This window comes from Prevotella fusca JCM 17724 (assembly GCF_001262015.1).
Classification (GTDB): Bacteria; Bacteroidota; Bacteroidia; order Bacteroidales; family Bacteroidaceae; genus Prevotella; species Prevotella fusca.
In genome coordinates, this window is sequence record NZ_CP012074.1 from 1,325,198 (window position 1) to 1,343,503 (window position 18,306).

The 18,306-nt window shown below is 45.1% G+C and carries 11 protein-coding genes and 1 tRNA gene; 2 read left to right on the top strand and 10 right to left on the bottom strand.

Annotated elements, in window-relative coordinates:
• Positions 1-126: 126 nt before the first annotated feature.
• The 5 genes from infB to ADJ77_RS05525 form a co-directional block, all read right to left on the bottom strand.
• Positions 127-3,006 (bottom strand): translation initiation factor IF-2, encoded by a 2,880-nt coding sequence (gene infB, locus ADJ77_RS05500; RefSeq protein WP_025077845.1) that lies wholly within the window; start codon positions 3,004-3,006, stop codon positions 127-129.
• Between the two features lie 142 nt (positions 3,007-3,148).
• The gene (gene nusA / locus ADJ77_RS05505) at positions 3,149-4,414 is read right to left on the bottom strand and encodes a transcription termination factor NusA (RefSeq protein ID WP_025077844.1); all 1,266 of its coding nucleotides are present in this window, start codon (positions 4,412-4,414) and stop codon (positions 3,149-3,151) included.
• Positions 4,415-4,418: 4 nt separating this feature from the next.
• Positions 4,419-4,886: a ribosome assembly cofactor RimP gene (rimP, locus tag ADJ77_RS05510; protein WP_025077843.1), complete on the bottom strand. Its 468-nt coding sequence runs from the start codon at positions 4,884-4,886 to the stop codon at positions 4,419-4,421.
• Between the two features lie 156 nt (positions 4,887-5,042).
• Positions 5,043-5,549 (bottom strand): DUF2335 domain-containing protein, encoded by a 507-nt coding sequence (locus ADJ77_RS05515; protein ID WP_025077842.1) that lies wholly within the window; start codon positions 5,547-5,549, stop codon positions 5,043-5,045.
• 742 nt (positions 5,550-6,291) lie between these two features.
• Positions 6,292-8,040, bottom strand: a complete 1,749-nt coding sequence (locus ADJ77_RS05525) for a S41 family peptidase (RefSeq protein WP_025077841.1) — start codon at positions 8,038-8,040, stop codon at positions 6,292-6,294.
• A 195-nt stretch (positions 8,041-8,235) separates the two neighbouring features.
• On the opposite strand from ADJ77_RS05525, the gene ADJ77_RS05530 reads away from it, so the two are divergent.
• Positions 8,236-8,309, top strand: a tRNA-Asn gene (locus ADJ77_RS05530).
• A 649-nt stretch (positions 8,310-8,958) separates the two neighbouring features.
• Positions 8,959-10,512: a thiol-activated cytolysin family protein gene (locus ADJ77_RS05535; RefSeq protein WP_025077840.1), complete on the top strand. Its 1,554-nt coding sequence runs from the start codon at positions 8,959-8,961 to the stop codon at positions 10,510-10,512.
• Positions 10,513-11,223: 711 nt separating this feature from the next.
• On the opposite strand, the gene ADJ77_RS05540 is transcribed toward ADJ77_RS05535, so the two are convergent.
• The 5 genes from ADJ77_RS05540 to ADJ77_RS05560 all read right to left on the bottom strand — a co-directional run bounded on the left by ADJ77_RS05540 (position 11,224) and on the right by ADJ77_RS05560 (position 18,285).
• A complete protein-coding gene (locus ADJ77_RS05540; RefSeq protein ID WP_025077839.1) occupies positions 11,224-11,592 on the bottom strand; it encodes a desulfoferrodoxin family protein in 369 nt (122 codons plus the stop codon).
• Positions 11,593-11,817: 225 nt separating this feature from the next.
• Positions 11,818-13,791, bottom strand: a complete 1,974-nt coding sequence (locus ADJ77_RS05545; RefSeq protein WP_208595988.1) for an alpha-amylase family glycosyl hydrolase — start codon at positions 13,789-13,791, stop codon at positions 11,818-11,820.
• Positions 13,792-14,079: 288 nt separating this feature from the next.
• Positions 14,080-15,087 (bottom strand): Outer membrane protein SusF domain-containing protein, encoded by a 1,008-nt coding sequence (locus ADJ77_RS05550; protein ID WP_025077838.1) that lies wholly within the window; start codon positions 15,085-15,087, stop codon positions 14,080-14,082.
• Between the two features lie 82 nt (positions 15,088-15,169).
• On the bottom strand, positions 15,170-16,351 hold the full coding sequence (locus ADJ77_RS05555; protein ID WP_025077837.1) for a SusE domain-containing protein: 1,182 nt from the start codon (positions 16,349-16,351) through the stop codon (positions 15,170-15,172).
• A 302-nt stretch (positions 16,352-16,653) separates the two neighbouring features.
• Positions 16,654-18,285, bottom strand: a complete 1,632-nt coding sequence (locus tag ADJ77_RS05560; protein ID WP_025077836.1) for a RagB/SusD family nutrient uptake outer membrane protein — start codon at positions 18,283-18,285, stop codon at positions 16,654-16,656.
• Positions 18,286-18,306 lie beyond the last annotated feature (21 nt).

Sequence of the window (18,306 nt, forward strand, 5' to 3'; positions counted from 1 at the left end):
TCAACATTTATATACACTATGTGCGCATACAATATGTATGCCACAATGTTCAATGGCAACATTTGTTACCACAAAGAAAAAACCGTCTTTACTCCGTTAATGGAGAAAAGACGGTTTTTTATGTTATTACAATTTCTGCTCAACCTCAATCTCCGTGAAGGTCTCAATGATATCACCAACCTGCAAATCATTGTAGTTGACAAGTGAGATACCACATTCAAGTCCTGTTGCGACTTCCTTCACATCATCCTTATAACGCTTCAAAGCATCAATAGGAGCAGTATGGACAACAATACCGTCACGCACTACGCGACCCTTATCCTTGTTGTGAACCTTACCTTCAGTAACCATACCACCGGCAACCGTTCCAACCTTGGAAATCTTGAAGACTTGCTTAACCTCAAACTGACCAGTGACAATCTCCTTCTTCACCTTGTCAAGCATACCAACCATGGTTGACTTCACATCATCAAGAGCGTCATAGATGACAGAATAAGTATTGATTTCAACACCTTCATGGTCAGCCAGACGGCGTGCATCAGCAGAAGGACGAACCTGGAAACCGACAATGACTGCATCAGAAGCTGATGCCAACATGACATCGTTCTCAGAAATCTGACCTACAGCCTTACTGATGACATTCACATTAACCTTCTCCGTTGACAGCTTGATGAATGAGTCAGACAATGCCTCGATAGAACCGTCAGTATCACCCTTCACGATGATGTTCATCTCATGGAACTCACCACGAGCGATTCGGTGAGAGATATCAGACAGTGTAAGACGGGTCTGCGTACGCAAGCCCTGCTCACGCTGCAGCTGTTCACGTTTGTTGGCAATCTCACGAGCCTCCTGCTCTGTCTCCATGACATGGAAGGTGTCACCAGCTGTCGGTGCACCGTTCAGACCGAGGATGATAGCCGGCTCAGATGGTCCGGCACTCTCGATACGCTGGTTACGCTCATTGAACATAGCCTTGATACGACCCCATGAAGTACCAGCAATAACGTTATCACCGATTTTCAATGTACCGTTAGACACGAGAACCGTACTAACATAGCCACGACCCTTATCGAGTGAAGACTCTATGACAGTACCCGTTGCCTTACGATTAGGATTTGCCTTAAGGTCAAGCATCTCAGCCTCAAGCAACACCTTGTCAAGAAGTTCGTTTACACCGACACCCTTCTTGGCACTGATTTCCTGACACTGATACTTACCTCCCCACTCTTCAACGAGCAGATTCATCTGTGACAAGTCCTCACGAATCTTATCCGGGTTAGCTCCCGGCTTATCAATCTTATTGATTGCAAATACCATTGGAACACCAGCTGCCTGTGCATGTGCAATAGCCTCTTTGGTAGTAGGCATCACAGAGTCGTCAGCTGCAATGATGATGATAACGATATCCGTTACCTGTGCACCACGGGCACGCATGGCGGTAAACGCCTCATGACCCGGAGTATCAAGCAAGGTTACCTTGCGTCCATTCTCCAATGTCACTCCATAAGCACCAATGTGCTGGGTAATACCACCCGCCTCTCCGGCAATCACATTCGTATTGCGGATGTGGTCGAGCAAAGAAGTCTTACCGTGGTCAACGTGACCCATGACAGTAACGATTGGAGCACGTGATACGAGATCGTTCTCATCATCCTCCTCCTCGCTAACAGCCTCCTGTACTTCAGCACTTACATACTCCGTCTTGAAATCGAACTCATCAGCAACAAGGTTGATGGTCTCGGCATCCAGACGCTGGTTGATAGACACCATAATACCGACAGACATCAAGGTAGAGATGACATTCGTTACAGGTACATTCATCATCGTTGCCAACTCTGAAACAGTAACGAACTCTGTCAGCTTCAACACCTTGCTTTCCTTGCGCTCTGCCTTAGCCTCAGCATTGAGACGTTCCTGAACAGCATCACGCTTCTCCTTACGGTACTTAGCACCCTTCTTGTTCTGGCTCTTGCTTGTCAGACGGGCAAGAGTCTCCTTTACCTGACGTGCTACAGCCTCATCATCCACCTCCAAAGGCTTCTGATTACGGTTGCGGTTCTTCTTTCCGCTATTCTTGTTACCGGCATTGCCGCCGCTCTTCTTGCCGCCCTGGTTCTGCTGCTGGTTAGCTGCAGCATTGATGTCAACGCGCTCCTTATTAATACGTACACGCTTCTTCTTGCCCTGACCACTACCTTGACCAGCCTTTTCCTCACGCTCCTTGCGGCGTTCCTCCTTACTCTTCTTCTTCGGGCGGGTGCTCTGGTTCAGTGTACTGAGGTCAATCTTGCCCAAGACATTAACCTTTGGTGTATTCAAGATTTTCTTCTCGTTCTTGGTCATGAAGAGACCGCTCTCCTTCTTCTCCTCCACAACAGCAGAATCTGCCGGTTCAGTTGATGCAGCAGAATTGGAACCAGCCTTTGCTTCAGTTTTCACTTCGGTCGCAGCAGCAGGTGCCTCTTTCTTTGCAGGCTCTGCCTTTGCCTCCACTGGCTTCTCAACCTTCGGAGTCTCAACGGTCTTCTCCGGCTTTGGAGCAACAGGCTTAGCCTCTTCCTTTGTTACGACGGGCTTCTTACCTACATCATGTTTCTCAACCTTTTTCTTCTCCCCTGCAGGTTCTACGGCAGCCACAGCAGGAGCAGGTTTATCCTCAGCAGGAGCAACAGCTTTCTTAGCGGCCGGCTTGTTCAGCTGGTCGAGATCTATCTTTCCGACTGGTTTATACTGCTGACGTTCAGCCTTCAAGATTGTTTCACCTTTATGATCTGCCGAGCTTTTCTTCTCTTTAGACTTCTTCTGGAAAAGTTTGGCTGCGTCCTTCTTCACCTCCTTGTCATTATTGAAGGCACCTACGAGAGCCTTGTACTGGTCCTCGCTTAGTTTGAAGTTAAGCTCATTCTTCACCTCGCCTAACTCCGGCTTCTTCTCCAAGAACTCCACTGCCGTCTGAAGTCCTATATTCAATTCTCGAATTGCTTTGTTTAATCTGATGCTCATTAACTTTATTTTTCGGTGTTGGGTGTTAGTTGTTGGTTGTTGATATGCCTTTTGGTAGAGAGGGGTTCCGAACATGGAGTTGCTGAATAGTCACACCCGTTAGCTTTCAGTCAACAGCCATCACCCACCAACCAATCACCTTTTACTGTTCAAACTCTGATTTCAATACGTTCAACACGCTGTCAACGGTCTCTTCCTCCAGGTCAGCCTTCTCAATCAGCATCTCACGTGGAGCGTTGAGCACCTGGCGTGCCGTATCGAGCCCGATGCCCTTGATGGCATCAATAACCCACTGGTCGATTTCGTCAGAGAACTCATCCAGGTAGATATCCTCCTCTGCGCTCTGGTCGTCAAGCTCACGGAAGACGTCGATGGTATAACCTGTCAGCATACTTGCCAGCTTGATGTTCATACCGCCACGACCGATAGCAAGACTTACCTCCTCCGGCTGCAGATAAACCTCAGCCTTCTTGTTCTCCTCATCAACCGTCAGACTGCTCACCTTTGCAGGAGCCAGCGCACGCTGGATAAACAGCTTGGTATTTGCAGTCCAGTTGATAACGTCGAGGTTCTCGTTGCAAAGCTCACGGACAATACCGTGAACACGGCTGCCACGCACACCGACGCAGGCACCGACAGGGTCAATACGCTCGTCGAAGCTCTCGACTGCAATCTTCGCACGCTCACCCGGCATACGGGCAATCTTGCGGATAGCTATCAGACCGTCGTTGATTTCAGGCACCTCAGCCTCAAGCAGACGCTCAAGGAACTCAGGAGCTGTACGTGAAAGGATAATCTTTGGATTATTGTTCTCGTTGTCAACACGATGAATCACCGCACGAACAGTCTCGCCCTTACGATACTGGTCACGTGGAATCTGCTCGCCCTTAGGCAGAATCAGCTCGTTGTTCTCATCGTCAACAAGCAGGACCTCGCGCTTCCATGTCTGGTAAACCTCACCAGAGATAATCTGACCGACACGGTCCTTATACTTATTATACAGCGAGTCATGCTCCAGTTCAAGAATTTTGGAAGCCAAAGTCTGACGAAGGTTAAGGATAGCACGACGACCGAACTTATTGAAGTCCACCTCCTCACTCACATCCTCGCCTACCTCATAGTCAGACTCTATCTTACGTGCATCTGTAAGGCTGATTTGCTTGTTCTCATCCTCAACCTCGCCATCAGCCACAACCACACGGTTACGGTGAATCTCGAAGTCGCCCTTGTCAGGGTTCACAATCACGTCGAAGTTTTCGTCACTACCGAAAATCTTAGCGAGTACATTGCGGAAGCTCTCCTCCAAAACGCTCACCAATGTGGTACGATCGATGCTCTTGGTGTCTTTAAACTCCTTGAAGGTCTCGATCATATTCGGACGTTCTTCTTCTACTTTTCTTGCTGCCATAGCTTTACTTGAAACTTATTATGTATTTTGTATATTTTACCTCATCCATCTTGTACGCATGGTCAACGTCCATCTTGACAGGACGTTTCTTCCCTTCCACTTGTACCTTCTCATTGACTGCCACAACGAAGTCGTTGCCGTCAACGCTCTTCAATACGCCTTTGACTTTCTTTCCGTCCTTACCGAGCACCTCAACTTCCTTTCCGATGAAGTTCTGATACTGCTGCGGAACCTTGAACGGCTGACCCAGACCTGCGGAGCCTACCTCAAGTTCATAGTCTTCCTCATCACGGGAAAGGCGGTCCTCGATATATTTGCTCAATTCCACGCAATCCTCAATCCACACGCCATCGGCATGGTCAATCTCAACGACAATCCTGTCGTCGGAACTGATTTGAATGTCAACCAGGAAGTACTCCTTACCTTCCAGCCACTCGTCAACGAGACTTTTTACAACGTTTTTATCTATCATAAGCGTTTTAATATGAAAAATGAGGGACTATTGAAAGCCCCTCATTCCTCTGAACGTTTGCAAAGTTACAAATATTTTCGACACACACCAAATGTTTTACGGCTTTTTTATCAGCAGAAAAGCGATTTAGACGGAATAAAAGACAAGTCCAACAACTCATTCTTTTTCCACTTCATCTTGTTCTTTTGTATGTGGGTTTTGCTTTAGCACAAAGACCACAGCTAAAGCAATAGCTGCCGCCACCATGCCCCCAGCTGTTAAATCATGCCCACAAAGAGCTAAAAGCGTCGACAATCCAATAAGAATTACAACAATAGAATATCCCATCCATTGTCCTCTGAAACTTTCTTTCAATCCACTTGTAACGATATTTCTTTCTGTGCTTATACGGTGTTCCACCTGCCGTTCCATCATAGACAAAATACGCTCTGGCGCATCAGGAATAACGTCCCCATAGGCTTTAAAATCTTCAGGAGCAGGCAAAGGACCACGAAAAGAGTGTTCTGTTTCTAATGCCATAAAAGCACTTACTATTTTAGAGCGTTGCTCAGGCTCTAAGGTTTCAAGTACTTCATTGATATCAGTTATGTCTTCTGACAGCTCTTCTTTAGTAGGCAACGTAGATGTGTCTTGCTTAGTCTCTTTTTGTTTATCACTTTCCATAGTTTAGCCGTTTTAGAACAATGTTCATGTCATTTGCAACAATCCTTGTATCTCTCTGCAAATCTTCTAAATCGTTTCCTTGCAGATAGCGTTCAAAGCGCCTCCTTGATATAATACCAATCACAGACAAGAAACCTGACCGCATCGTTGGTCTTTCTGAAAACAAGACCGATGAGGTAACATTCTTCTGTTCTTTTTTCTTTATAAGTTTCATAACGACAATGATGTTCTTAAATGAACACGCCACAAATTTACATATTCTGTTCGAGAATTCCAAGCCTTCACGTAATTATTTTTTCGTGTTATAAGAAGAAAAACACCATTTCTTTACCTCGAAGAAGTTTGCCAAAATCAAGATCCTTTCGTGAACATAAATATTTATTTTCACGAAGAGAAACATTTTTCTTCATGAATAAAAATATTTTTTTTCATGAAAATAATTCGACAATCGTGCTCTTTGAACATCCAAACAGCTAAACACATCCTATGTACCTTTGGTTTTACAACACGTCTCTCACAGTAAAATATTCTCCATCCAACTATATATAACATCGTATTTAACCCTCAACACCAATGGTGTTTACCAACAGCACCACACGTGCTGACCGCTAACACAACAACAGAAAACAGGGAAATGCTTACAAGGCAGCACTAACAAAAAAATGAAAACCATACTAATAAAAACAAGGCTTACAAGTTCCAAACGGACTTATAAGCCTTGTTCTTTTCCTAAAAGTTCCCTTTATTTCGCCTTTGTCTTGCTCTTATTATCAACAGACACATTGCTTGCTGGTTCAATCTTAACCATTGGCTGACTCACAACAGGCTGAAGGAGCTTCTTATACTCTGCTGGATTCTGCAATATCTCTACAGCCCTTTTCCACTGCTTGTCAAACTGCAGACTGTTCTCCAGCGAGCCTTTCTGATAGTAATACGCTGTAACAAGGTCGTTTGTCAGCAGCTTCTTCAGCACGGACTTGTTGTAGTCAAGATCCTTGGCGAGGTTATGGTTCAACTTCTTCTCCAATGCGTCAAACTCCGGCTTGGCTTCATCATAATAGCCCTCGAACTTAGCCAACTTCACAAGGTTCTCCAAGTACTTCCTGCTCTCACGGTCATACTTGAAGCCACTCTTCAGCACAGCCTGCTTGAAGTCCTCGAAATCGGCATCAGAGAGAACGAATGTCTTTGCCGGACCAATCGTAGGATGCTTCTTCAGATACTGCAACTCCCAGTTCCACATCACCTCCGTAGAGTCACGACCAGACGAAGCGAGATAGAAAGCAATGTTCGGCAGCGAGTCAGGACGCACCTCCACATCAGGCTTGATGCCACCGCCATCACGCACCTCACGCCCGTTTGCCGTGTGGAAGACGCTTGTCAGCGAGTCGGGCACATGCTCGGTATATCCTCCGTTGGCGTGCTTGTACTTGATAGTCTGTATGCAACGTCCGCTCGGAATGTAATACTTGCTGGTCGTGAGCTTGAGGTTTGCATTGTAAGGGAGATCCATTGAAACCTGCACAAGTCCCTTTCCGTAGGTCCGTGTACCGAGAACTACCGCACGGTCAAGGTCCTGCAGGCTGCCACTGGTAATCTCGCTGGCGCTCGCCGTTTCATCATTTACCAGCACAACAATCGGCATAAGGGTGTCAATCGGCTCAACAGTCGTCTTATAGTCCTTGTTTGCACGCTCCATCTTACCCACTGTCTTCACAAGCGTAAGCCCCTTCGGGACAAACATATTCACGATATTTACAGCCTCCTGCAGACTACCACCGCCATTGTTACGCAGGTCGAAGACAAGCGATGTCATGCCCTGCTTCTTCATATCGAGGAAGGCACGACGCACGTCCTTGGCACAACCTGTCGTAAAGGAATTAAGATTCAGATAACCGATTCCGCCATCCTGCAGACCATAATAAGGTACGGCAGGGAGCTGGATGGCACGACGCGTAATCTTAAACTTCATCTTCTTGTCTGTTGAAGGGCGGCGAACTGTCAGAATAAAAGTTGTACCGGCATCGCCACGCAGGTGGCTGCTGACGTATGAAACATCCTTGCCCACCATTGAGGAGTCACCGATAGACAGGATGACGTCACCTTTCTTCAGACCGACTTCCGCTGCGGGCATATTTGCATAAGGCTCATCAATGACGGCATTCTTCTGTGCGAAGTTGTAACGAATCAGCGCACCGATGCCTGCATATTTGCCCGAAATCATCATATCGAGGTCCTTTACTTTCTCTTCCGGATAATAAACCGTATAAGGATCCAGCGAATGAAGCATGTAATTGATACCGTTTCCGATTACTTCATCAGAGTTCAGGGTATCAACATACATCATATCAAGATACTTATAGATGGCAGAAAAAGTCTCAAGATTCTTTGCAACCTTGAAGTTATGGTCTTTACCTGCAGTGCTTTGCGCCATTACAGCTCCTCCGAAAGCAAGTACCCAGAGTCCGAAAGCCAAGAAGAGTTTTCTCATTATATATATATTCTATTTATTGTTTAATATGCTTATCACGGAACAAAAGTACGTTATTATAATGGAAAACAGGTCTTCAAAAGCATGAAAATAAAGAAAATTACGATTTTATTGAAATTTTCTTCAAAAACATTTGGTGGGTTCAAAGAAACATAGTACCTTTGCAACCGCTTACAAGAAATAAGCAATACGACTGCTTCAGTAGCTCAGTTGGTTAGAGCACCTGACTGTTAATCAGGGGGTCGTTGGTTCAAGCCCATCCTGGAGCGCATCAAAAGGAATTACGAAAGTAATTCCTTTTTTGTTTTCATACCCAAGAAACTCCAACACAGAACAAACCCGACTACTTATTTCATCCTCAGCTTCTGACACAGGGAATCTGTTTGTTCTTATATTTCAAGATGCCGATAAGACTTCAAAAAAACTTACATATATTTAAACAAAACACCTATAAACAAAGATAAAGACACCTATAAAAAGCAAGTTTACAACCAACAGAAAATCAATCAGTTATAACGTCGTGCAAGAAAAGGTGCTTAATTGGACTTCAAAAGGGCGTTAGTAACACGCCAAAAGAGCATCTTTTGAACCCTAACAGGGCGTCTTTTCAAAGCCAAAAGACCATGTATTGATTTCAAGATGTATGAAAAAGATTTACATCTACCTGTAAGTAACGGAATAAAGGAGCTGTTAACAGCCAACTTTCACATACTTATAGCACAGCCTTTTGGTCCATCTTAACCTTGTTTTAATACTTCAAAAAAAGACAAACATCACTTACGTGTACCAGAATGAATTATGTTAAAGAAATTTAATTACACTGACCTCGAGGCAAGGTTCTTCAAAAAACGCATTTAATAAGGTAAAACATACAATTAATAATATAGAAGTATAACTCTCAACTAATCAACAAACAAAATGAAGAAATTAAAGTTAAGAAAAGAACTAATGCTTATGTTCCCCATCCTCTTGGGCGCATGTACCAATGACAAAGACGGAGATTTGGGAACAAACACGGGAAATGGAGCTTTCCCAACAGCAATCAATTCGTATGTTCATTCCATGCCTTCGGTAAAACAGATAGAACCTTTCGCTGAGAGAAAAGCCGGTGAAGCGAAGACAATCTCTCTCATATCTCCACTTGCAAGTACAAGAGCAGGAGCTACAAAGGAATTCTACGAGCAGGCAAAAGAGTTTGAGGAACAGCTTCTCTTCTCAGATGATAAAAACGTTTTCTATCCAGGCGCACTGCTTCGGGCGAAGAGTGTGGTTGAAGGAGAGTACGACCCTATTGAGGCAGAACGTGCTCCGATAGTCCTTTCCACTGATCTTCCCGGCAGTTCTGACCCAACAGTCAGGATAGAGAACCCCACCCTTTCAGGCGTGAGAAAAGGAATCAACGAGTTACTTAGCCGTGGCTTCAACGCTCCTGCAGCCAACCTCACCTATTCAATTGAGGAAGTTTACGACAAAGCACACCTCAAAATGGCAATGGGCGGCAACTACAAGGGTGCTGCTAACACTGTGGAGGCAAGTGCTGGATTCAGCTTTGACAAGGAAAAGAACCGTTTTCTTGTGAAAGTGCAGCAGGTATTCTATGAGCTTAGCATTGACCTTCCTAAAAAGCCATCCGACCTTTTTGCCAAGGAATTTGACTACAAGAAAGAGTTTGGAAACGAGAAGCCGTTATTTGTTTCTTCTGTAAAATACGGACGAATTCTCCTCTTGGGTATTGAGACGAACATGACTAAGAAAGAGGCTGAAGCAAAGCTACAAGCGTCTGTGCTGGGTGGAAAGATTGGCGCAAACGCAGAGGCTGCTTATCAGGACCTGCTGAAAGAGTCAACTATCAAGGGACGTGTCCTTGGTGGTGATGCCAAACTTGGTGCGCTGGCAGCCATCAATCTGGAGGATGTTAAGAAGTTCATCGGCGAAGGTGCACGCCTGAGTACTGAAAATCCCGGTGCTCCGATTGCCTACAAGCTGAAGGAACTCGGAACCAACCGTACATTCAAGACGGTAATTTATTCCAAATACACCAAGAATGACCCTTATGCAGGTGAGTTCTCACATATCAGCTTCGACCTGATTGTTTTGGACGAACTGAAATCATTGTCAGGTCAGAAACTCGATGCAGGAAGGGGCTTCATACAGTTTGGCAATGATGCTAAGCAGCGGACAGAATTCTTCTTCGACCGTTGGAGCAGACGCATACGCCACAATTTCCCGAACTACAAAAGCGGAGAAAAGATCCTTGTCGTATTTGAAAGAGGAAAAAGGAGTGATGGTTTCAAGGAAAAATACACCTTTGAAGTTCCTCTGTTCGAGACCCTGGTGAGAGAAGGAAAGAAACTGGGACAAGGAGGCGTAAACAAACTTTACGACACAGCGAAGAATCCTCTGAACCTGCGTGACACGACAGGAGATGTGACATTGACCTTCGGAATAGAGAATCTGAAGTTCCACAAGTAAACTATCTTCCATACAGACTGCTGTCAAAACATCAGCAGTCTGTAACCAAACTGAATGAAAGACCATAAAACCGCTGCGGGGATATGGATGTATATACATTTTCCCATCCAAGGTTTTACATTCATTGTTTTCTCTTTGAAAAGAATCTGGCAAAACGCCAGGTTCTTTTATTTTTTCCTTTTCTTCATACTGCTTTCTGGTATAAACTAAAAATAAGAATGGACACATTACTGACGTGATAGTTCACCAGCTCTTTTATCTCTTTCTTTATTCTAAAAAGAATTTTCGCCATCATCTATCCTTTCTACAGGCTCTCAAACTTCATAAGTAGGTAGATAAGATAAGTAGGGAATAAGATAAAAGATACAACGATTGAAAGTAAAAAGAGTAGCTCATAAGACAGAAAAAACACAGCAAAACAGTTCTTATAGATGTCAAGTTATAATTTCTTTTCATGAAAAGAAATATTTTTCTTCATGAACATAAATATTTATTTTCATGAAAATAAATATTTATCATCGTGAAAAGAATTTGATAATGTCAGTGTATTGGATAAGATGGGGAAGCTGCTGGCGTGTTAAAGATATACTTTTGCTAAAGAGAAAAGCATAAGAAAAATAGGAAGAAAACCGAAAAAGGGCACATGGACTCCTGCTCAAGGAGACACATGCACCCATAATAATTATTATATGTCAGTTTGAAATTCTGTTCTTATTTTGAACGCCAAAGACCATGGAGGTTGCAGTATTCACGTGCATAAACCTCAGTTGCATCAGTCTTGAACTCAGCTACCGGACGGTCTGTCGGCTCGAGATACTTACGGAGAACCTCGTTGTTATTGGTTACTAACTCAATCCAAAGGATAGAGTGAGCCTCAGTCATCGGGTGCTCAACCTCACCTACGGTTACACGGTAGCCACCTTCAATTTTCTCAACAACTGGCACGTGCTTCTCTGTTGCAGCGTCAGTAGTATTTTCAACTACGTGCTCCATCTTTCCTACTCCACATTCACCGCCTACCAATACCTCAACGATGTTACCACACTCTGCGCACTTATATAATTCGTTTCTTTTTGCCATAATAAATTAATTCTTAATGTTGTGAGTGCAAAGATAGAATTATTTTCCGAAAGAAACAAGCCTTATACTTGTAATTATTACAGTTTTTACATTCTTTAATACATCCTTCATGATATAAAGAGAAAGGCGGACAGAATTCTGCCCGCCTTTCTCTTTAGTCTATCAAAGTTATTATTTGAGTAGTAGAATATCCTTGAGACATGCAGCACAGGGCTGCGCATCGCCTTATCTGATAATGATTTTCCTGCCTGCGTGGATATATACCCCACGCTGCACAGGCTTACCGCTGAGTCGCTGACCAGAGAGTGTGTAATAATACCTGTCGGCCGTACGGAGCTTTGAATCAGTCTCAACGCCTTCAATACCTGTTGCTTCAGTTACATCCCTGACCGTAAATTTCCCGTTCTCTTTTGCAGACGAAACAATAAAATAAGATGTCCGCTTCACACGCTCTACATCCAAAGACTGATTGGCACCTGCATTTGCTGCCGTACCTATGCTGAACACGAAGTTCACATAGTCATCAGCATTATTGAGTGTATAATCCTTATAGAACCAGGTCTTGCCGTTTACGGATACTGTCGCAGTAACCTTATCGCCGGGCCATGCTGTACCAGTATGCGTACCGCCCCATGAGTGATAGTTCACGTATGACTTCCAATTCACCTCATCAGTATTCACATAGACACGAATCGTCTCTGGCGTGTAAGGAGCTGCAGCAGCTATCTTATAGCTGCGAGTGATAACCTTACCCACGACACCATTGACCAGCAATGCCACCTTCAAAGTTGTTTCTCCCTCAGGGAGGGTTATCTCCGTACCCGAAGCCACCTGTGTGCTGCTTGCCGCAGGTGTTGTGCCATTCGTTGTATAAACAAGTTTAGCCCCAGCATTGGTAGATACAGCAGTTAGTTTAACCTTTAAATTCTCACCTTCATACGCTCCACTCGCCTTATCAACCCAAGCCGTCTCTGCATCTGAAGCAAGATAATAAGCATAGTGATAGCCACTCAACAACTTTGTATAACGTGAAGTCGGAACTGCCAGTTGGTTTGCGTTGCTACCCACAACCACCAGCAGCTTGCCGTTCGTACCCGTAACAACATTCGCATAATAGCCAGCAGAAGAACGATAGTTCTGATAACTGCTCGTATTCGTTACACCAGCCAGCTTACGGGCATCAATCATTGCCTTTATCTCCTTTGGATAGGCAAGGTAATGGGTATAGAACACACAAGGCGTTCCAGGCATTGCCAACAAGTAGGCATTGGCTGCAAGTGTATCCCTGCGGATAGGGTCAGGAGTGTAACCATTGGTCGTTCCTCTGTCCTGTACATCGTGATTCTCAACAAAGGTAACGGCATACTGCTTATAAGCACCATTATCAACATTGATGCCTGTAGTATTGGATTCGTTGAGCATACTCCAGTTATTCTGATTGATGGCATCACGAACAGTATAACGGAAAGCAAAGTCGAAGGCAGCACTCTTCTTACCTGTAGCATCTATCCATCCCTTTACATTATTCGCATTGCCGTCCCAGTACTCGCCGACAGAGTATTTCACGTTGGCTGCAGTATTATAATCACCCACATGATAAGCGCCAAATCCCTTCACCATATCATAACGGAAACCAGCATAACCAAGGTCATTGAGCAGGTAATCCTCGTATGCCTTCACAATGTTCTGCACGTTAGTGCTCTTGTGGTCAAGGTCACGCATGCCTCCCCAACCTTCTCCCTCGTCATTGTTCTTACTGAGCTGAACACCTATCCGGGACGCTTCTGCAGCCGCTGCACCATTGTCATCATTAGCGCAAACATCCGTCGACAGGTTCTGATAAGTCACACCCTTATACTCTTCAGCAGGGAAACCAAACCATCCATTGTTCGTTCCATGATGGTTGATAACCACATCGGCAATCGTGCCGACCTGCTTGTTCTTGAAAGTAGTTATCATGCTTCTCAACTGCGCTTCCGTACCAAACGTAGAGTTCTGATTGAAGTAATAGAGCGGGTCATAGCCCATTGACTTCGTTGCGGCGGCTTTACCACTCTGCGGAACCCATACAAGGTCAAAGTAGCCGGAGAAGTCATCGGCTTTCTTTTCCAATACTGTCCACTGGGACGCATCGAATGAATCCCAATAAAAACCTTGCAGCATCACACCGCCATAACCAGCAGGCCAGCCCTGTGCCATAGTGCAGAGGGAGAGTCCTAAGGCATATAAAAACACGAGTTTACGTTTCATATAGATTTCTTTTTTAGTCTTTTACAGTCTATGCTTGCAAAGATAGTAATTAAACAAACACAAGACCTGTAATGAACTGAGTATCTGCATTATTTACAGTGCAATCGTTTGCACGCACAATAAAGAAAAGGGAAAGATGCTCCCCTGCAATTCCTTCGCCTTGCTGTCAGTACAAAAAGAAAGGGTGTGTCGGACTTTACGCCGGCACACCCTCGTCATTTAATTTAGTTTCAGTATTTACGGAGCTACTTCCATTGTGCAAGAAGACTTCGTATCACACAAGAGATAGAGCTTGATGTTGTACTTACCAGCAGCAACCTTAATGTTATCACCCTTGTAAGTGATATCAGCTAACGAGCCACCCCAGTCTAATTCCCAGGCGTTGTTGGCACGGAACTTCATCTCGCCTTCGGTCAGTGTGATGCCCTTAATCTCCCAACACTTCTCTGCAGCATTGTAGGTCATTGCCTGATCGCTGTCCCATCCGCCTGCTGTTGCAGAACCGATGACACCGACACGGTTAATAGCAGTATAGGTAAGTGCCTGTGATGTGAGGTCAACATCAACCTTATAGAAGCCTGCTGGTTCAGTCATCACGATGTTGCTACCTTTCTCTACGAGACCTGTACCATAGTCAGTACCGTTCCAGTCCTGCTGGGTTGCGAACTTAAAGCCATTCTGGTTGAGATACATAAAGCCAGTGTACTTGCCGTCACCAGCTGCGCTATAAAGCGGATTGCTGAACGACCAGCCGTTAGCATCGCCTGACATGTAAAGATACTGCGTGAAAGCTGGTGCAACACAGGTCACACTTGCAGTAACATTCTGTGTAAGGCTGAAGCCCTCACCACGAACCAGTTTCACCTTGTCCGTCACAGTCACTGCCACCTTATGCAGGTCGCCATTCTTGCCATAAAGGTTCTCTACGGCAGAAACAAGTTCTGTACTCTTCACCTTACCGCTCTCACTTGCATTGAGTGTTGCCGTCTTGCCGTTATAAGTAAGCAAAGCGGTCAACGACTGAGAAGCAACAGGATGTGTTGAAACCACCTTCGGAACAAACAGCTGGACAGAGTCAGCTGTCACCGTATTGAAGTCGATGGCAGATGCTTCACCTACAGTCAACGTCACCGTACTGGTAGTCTCTGCGCTGTTACTCTGTGGAGCAGACCATGCTTCATATTCATCGCTACCGCAGGACGCAAGGAGCAATGCGGCACTTGCCATGATTAATAATTTCTTCATTTCGATTCTTCTTGTTATGTGATGAGGGTGTGCCATGCTGGTTGTGCCTGCTGACACACCCTCTATAATCATCTTTAATAAATTACTGCTTTACGAAAGAGTACTGTCCAGTGATGTCGTTGAAGTAAACAACGTAGGTACCCTTGCCATTGCGGACGTTCTTTCCACCCTTGGCAGCAACGCCGTATGGGAATGCTTCAGAACCCCAGTTTGCATCCCAAGCACCGTTAGCAGCGAACTTGCAGCCCTCACCATCAGCACCAGTAGACTTCTCGTCGAAGGTTACGGTAGCCTTCCAGTCGTGGTTCTCAACAACCGTAGTCTGGGCAGCCAGTGGTGTACCGCCGGCAGCGTTCCAGCCATCATGCTTGCCAGGCAGAGCCATGGAAGCATAGACTTCAGGTGCAGCACCCGTATAAGCCTCTATCTTCAGCTTCGTATTCTTGGTATCGAAGGTGATTGTATAATAGCCAGCTGTCGGCACAACGATATCGGAAGAACCACCGTTATTATATACAAATTCTCCGAAACTTGCGCCCTGACCGACCTGACCGTCATCCCAGTTTGAAGGATTCTTCTTCAGCTTGAAGCCGGTTGTTGACAGATAACCCGTCCAGGAGATGACACCCTTACCGGTCTTCTTGTCATACTCCTGACCTTCCATCGGCAGCAATGGAACTACCTGACTGTCGCCCCAAGAGCCGTCTCCGAATGATCCTCCGATGAGATACCAGGTCTCAACAGGGGCATCAGAGAGCTCTACATAATAAGGAGCTACACTTACCTTTACAGGGTTAGAGTAGATGGTATCACCATTTATCAATGAATAAACACGTGCATAAAGGTCCTGCGCAGAAGGAACATTGTTCTCCTCATAGCGTTCCATCTTCTCAATGGCAGTAGCAAGGTCGGATGCAGAAACAGAGGTAGAGCAGGTTCCTGTCGGCGAACCGACAGATGCATAGTTGCCACGCTCAGCATCCATATCAACAACAGCGTCGACAGACTTTGTCCACTTGTTGGTGGTAGAGAACTGCATACCGTATTCAGCGGCTACAGGGAAACCATATTCAGGCTGCGACCATGTGAAGTTCAGGTTTTCAGCAACCTTCAGATCTATTGTCTGTGCAGCGTAAGCTGGTGTGTTCAGCACAAATGTCTCTGGTGTCTGAAGGACTGGATTATTGTCCAGGTCCTTGTCGCAGGCAGAGAACAACGCCACACCTGCAAACAACAGCAACGATGACTTAATTATTGATTTCATATTGATTATTCTTTAATCGTTTACTTTCTATTATTCAGTAGTACATGTTTCCGATGACTTCCAAGCTACAAGTTCAACCCCGTAAAACCACGACTGATGCCATGCCAGGGGCTTGTCGGCTAATTCTTTTCACGAAAAGAAATATTTATTTTCATGAAGAAAAATATTTATTTTCATGAAGAAAAATATTTATTTTCACGAAGAAAAATAATTATTTTCATGAAAAGAATTTGCCACAGATGATATCCGGGAGGTTAAACCACAGTATCAACCGAGCTTGTCGGTCATTGATTCCACCTCAATTAATACCCTGGATTCTGAATCAAGTTCTCTGCATTGGCAGTCATGTCACTTGTCGGAATCGGGAAGATATTGAGGTGAGAATCGAAGTTACGACCGTTCTTCACGCCGCCTTTCCAACTCCAGTTGTAGTTGACATTACCACCGAAGTAACCGAAACGGATAAGCGTTGTACGACGTAAGCCCTCAAAGTAGAACTCACGGCTCCACTCGTCACAGATCTGACGGAGAGAGTAAGCAGTCTGCGTTGTGGCATGAGCACGGTTACGGAGTGCGTTGACATAGGAAGTACCCTCTGCTGATGTCCTACCACCGTTCAGTCGTGCATCAGCCTCAGCAGCTATCAGGTAAGCCTCAGCAGCACGCATGAGGAAGAAGTCAGCATCAGGGAAGAGTGCATTATGACCCGCAGAGCCGTCTGTCTTGAAGTTATTGAACTTACAAACAGAGAATCCGTTAGTAAACAACTTCACTCCTTTCTCATCGTCACCATTGGTAACATTACGACCTTCACCATCAAAGAGAGCACGGTCGTCATCAGCAGCTGCAGGCATAGCGTAAGCTGCAATATTAGGAGCATCGTTGTTAGGGAAGAACTTCAACACGAGGTCTGAACGCATGCGGTTACCAGCCCAGCCACCAGTCGTATTGTTACCCTTGACAGTAGCATCTTTTATATGCTCGCTGTTATCGTTTGAACCTGCCATGAGATAGAGTGTTGTTCCGTATGATGTAGTCTTCAGACCATCCTGGAGGATTGGGAATACAGCCTCAACAGAAGCACCATTCTCACCGTTATCGCCCATGAAGAGCTGCTGGTAAGCACTCCACTGTCCCTTCTTAGCAGTATAGAGCTTGTAAGGAGAGTCAATAACCTTCTTTGCGTACGTCTTAGCATCAGCCCAGTCTGCTGTACCAGTATAGACCTCAGCATTCATATAAAGACGAGCCAGAAGCATCCATGCTGCAGCCTTGTCAACACGACCATAGCCGGTAGTAGCTGAAGTCTTTGGTGCTGGGTCGTTCAGATTAGGCTCAACCTCGTTCTTCAACTCATCAACGAGCCACTTGTAAAGGTCAGCACGCTTGATACGTGGTGGCTTTGAAGAAGAGATAGCAGTTGTGAAAGGTACATTGCCCCATCCGTCCAACAGATAATAATAGTTCAAGGCACGGATGAAACGAACCTCAGCTGACATCGTAGCATTGTAGTCACCAAAGTCAGCAAGATATTGGTTACAGTACGTTATACCGACATAGAGACGGTTATAAAAACCATTCAACATTGGGTGTGATGCATCGTAGGTATTGAAGTTGAAGTTAGAGATACCCTCGTCACCCCACGAACAGATAGCCTCATCAGTCGTCAGTTCCTGCGTATTGAACAGCTGACGCACGTAACCACTTGTACCACCATCGATACCATCAACATCGCTGTCGCCGTTGGCACCACCGTTACCAGCCATGGCAATGTGGGCATAGCACTTATTGAATGAGCTTTCTGGTGATGTATTCTCCCTTGTATTAAGGTTTGGGTCAATAGGCTTGACATCCAAATCACCAGTACAAGAGGTAAATCCTACTGACAGCAGAAGTGCTGCTGCAGAGAATATATATTTGAATTTAGTATTCATTGTCTTTACTCTTTAATAGAT

Bases quoted from the DNA above. Each gene is read 5' to 3' on its own strand.
- infB (WP_025077845.1), bottom strand. From the start codon at position 3,006: ATGAGCATCAGATTAAACAAAGCAATTCGAGAATTGAATATAGGACTT.
- nusA (WP_025077844.1), bottom strand. From the start codon at position 4,414: ATGGCAGCAAGAAAAGTAGAAGAAGAACGTCCGAATATGATCGAGACC.
- rimP (WP_025077843.1), bottom strand. From the start codon at position 4,886: ATGATAGATAAAAACGTTGTAAAAAGTCTCGTTGACGAGTGGCTGGAA.
- ADJ77_RS05515 (WP_025077842.1), bottom strand. From the start codon at position 5,549: ATGGAAAGTGATAAACAAAAAGAGACTAAGCAAGACACATCTACGTTG.
- ADJ77_RS05525 (WP_025077841.1), bottom strand. From the start codon at position 8,040: ATGAGAAAACTCTTCTTGGCTTTCGGACTCTGGGTACTTGCTTTCGGA.
- ADJ77_RS05535 (WP_025077840.1), top strand. From the start codon at position 8,959: ATGAAGAAATTAAAGTTAAGAAAAGAACTAATGCTTATGTTCCCCATC.
- ADJ77_RS05540 (WP_025077839.1), bottom strand. From the start codon at position 11,592: ATGGCAAAAAGAAACGAATTATATAAGTGCGCAGAGTGTGGTAACATC.
- ADJ77_RS05545 (WP_208595988.1), bottom strand. From the start codon at position 13,791: ATGGCACAGGGCTGGCCTGCTGGTTATGGCGGTGTGATGCTGCAAGGT.
- ADJ77_RS05550 (WP_025077838.1), bottom strand. From the start codon at position 15,087: ATGAAGAAATTATTAATCATGGCAAGTGCCGCATTGCTCCTTGCGTCC.
- ADJ77_RS05555 (WP_025077837.1), bottom strand. From the start codon at position 16,351: ATGAAATCAATAATTAAGTCATCGTTGCTGTTGTTTGCAGGTGTGGCG.
- ADJ77_RS05560 (WP_025077836.1), bottom strand. From the start codon at position 18,285: ATGAATACTAAATTCAAATATATATTCTCTGCAGCAGCACTTCTGCTG.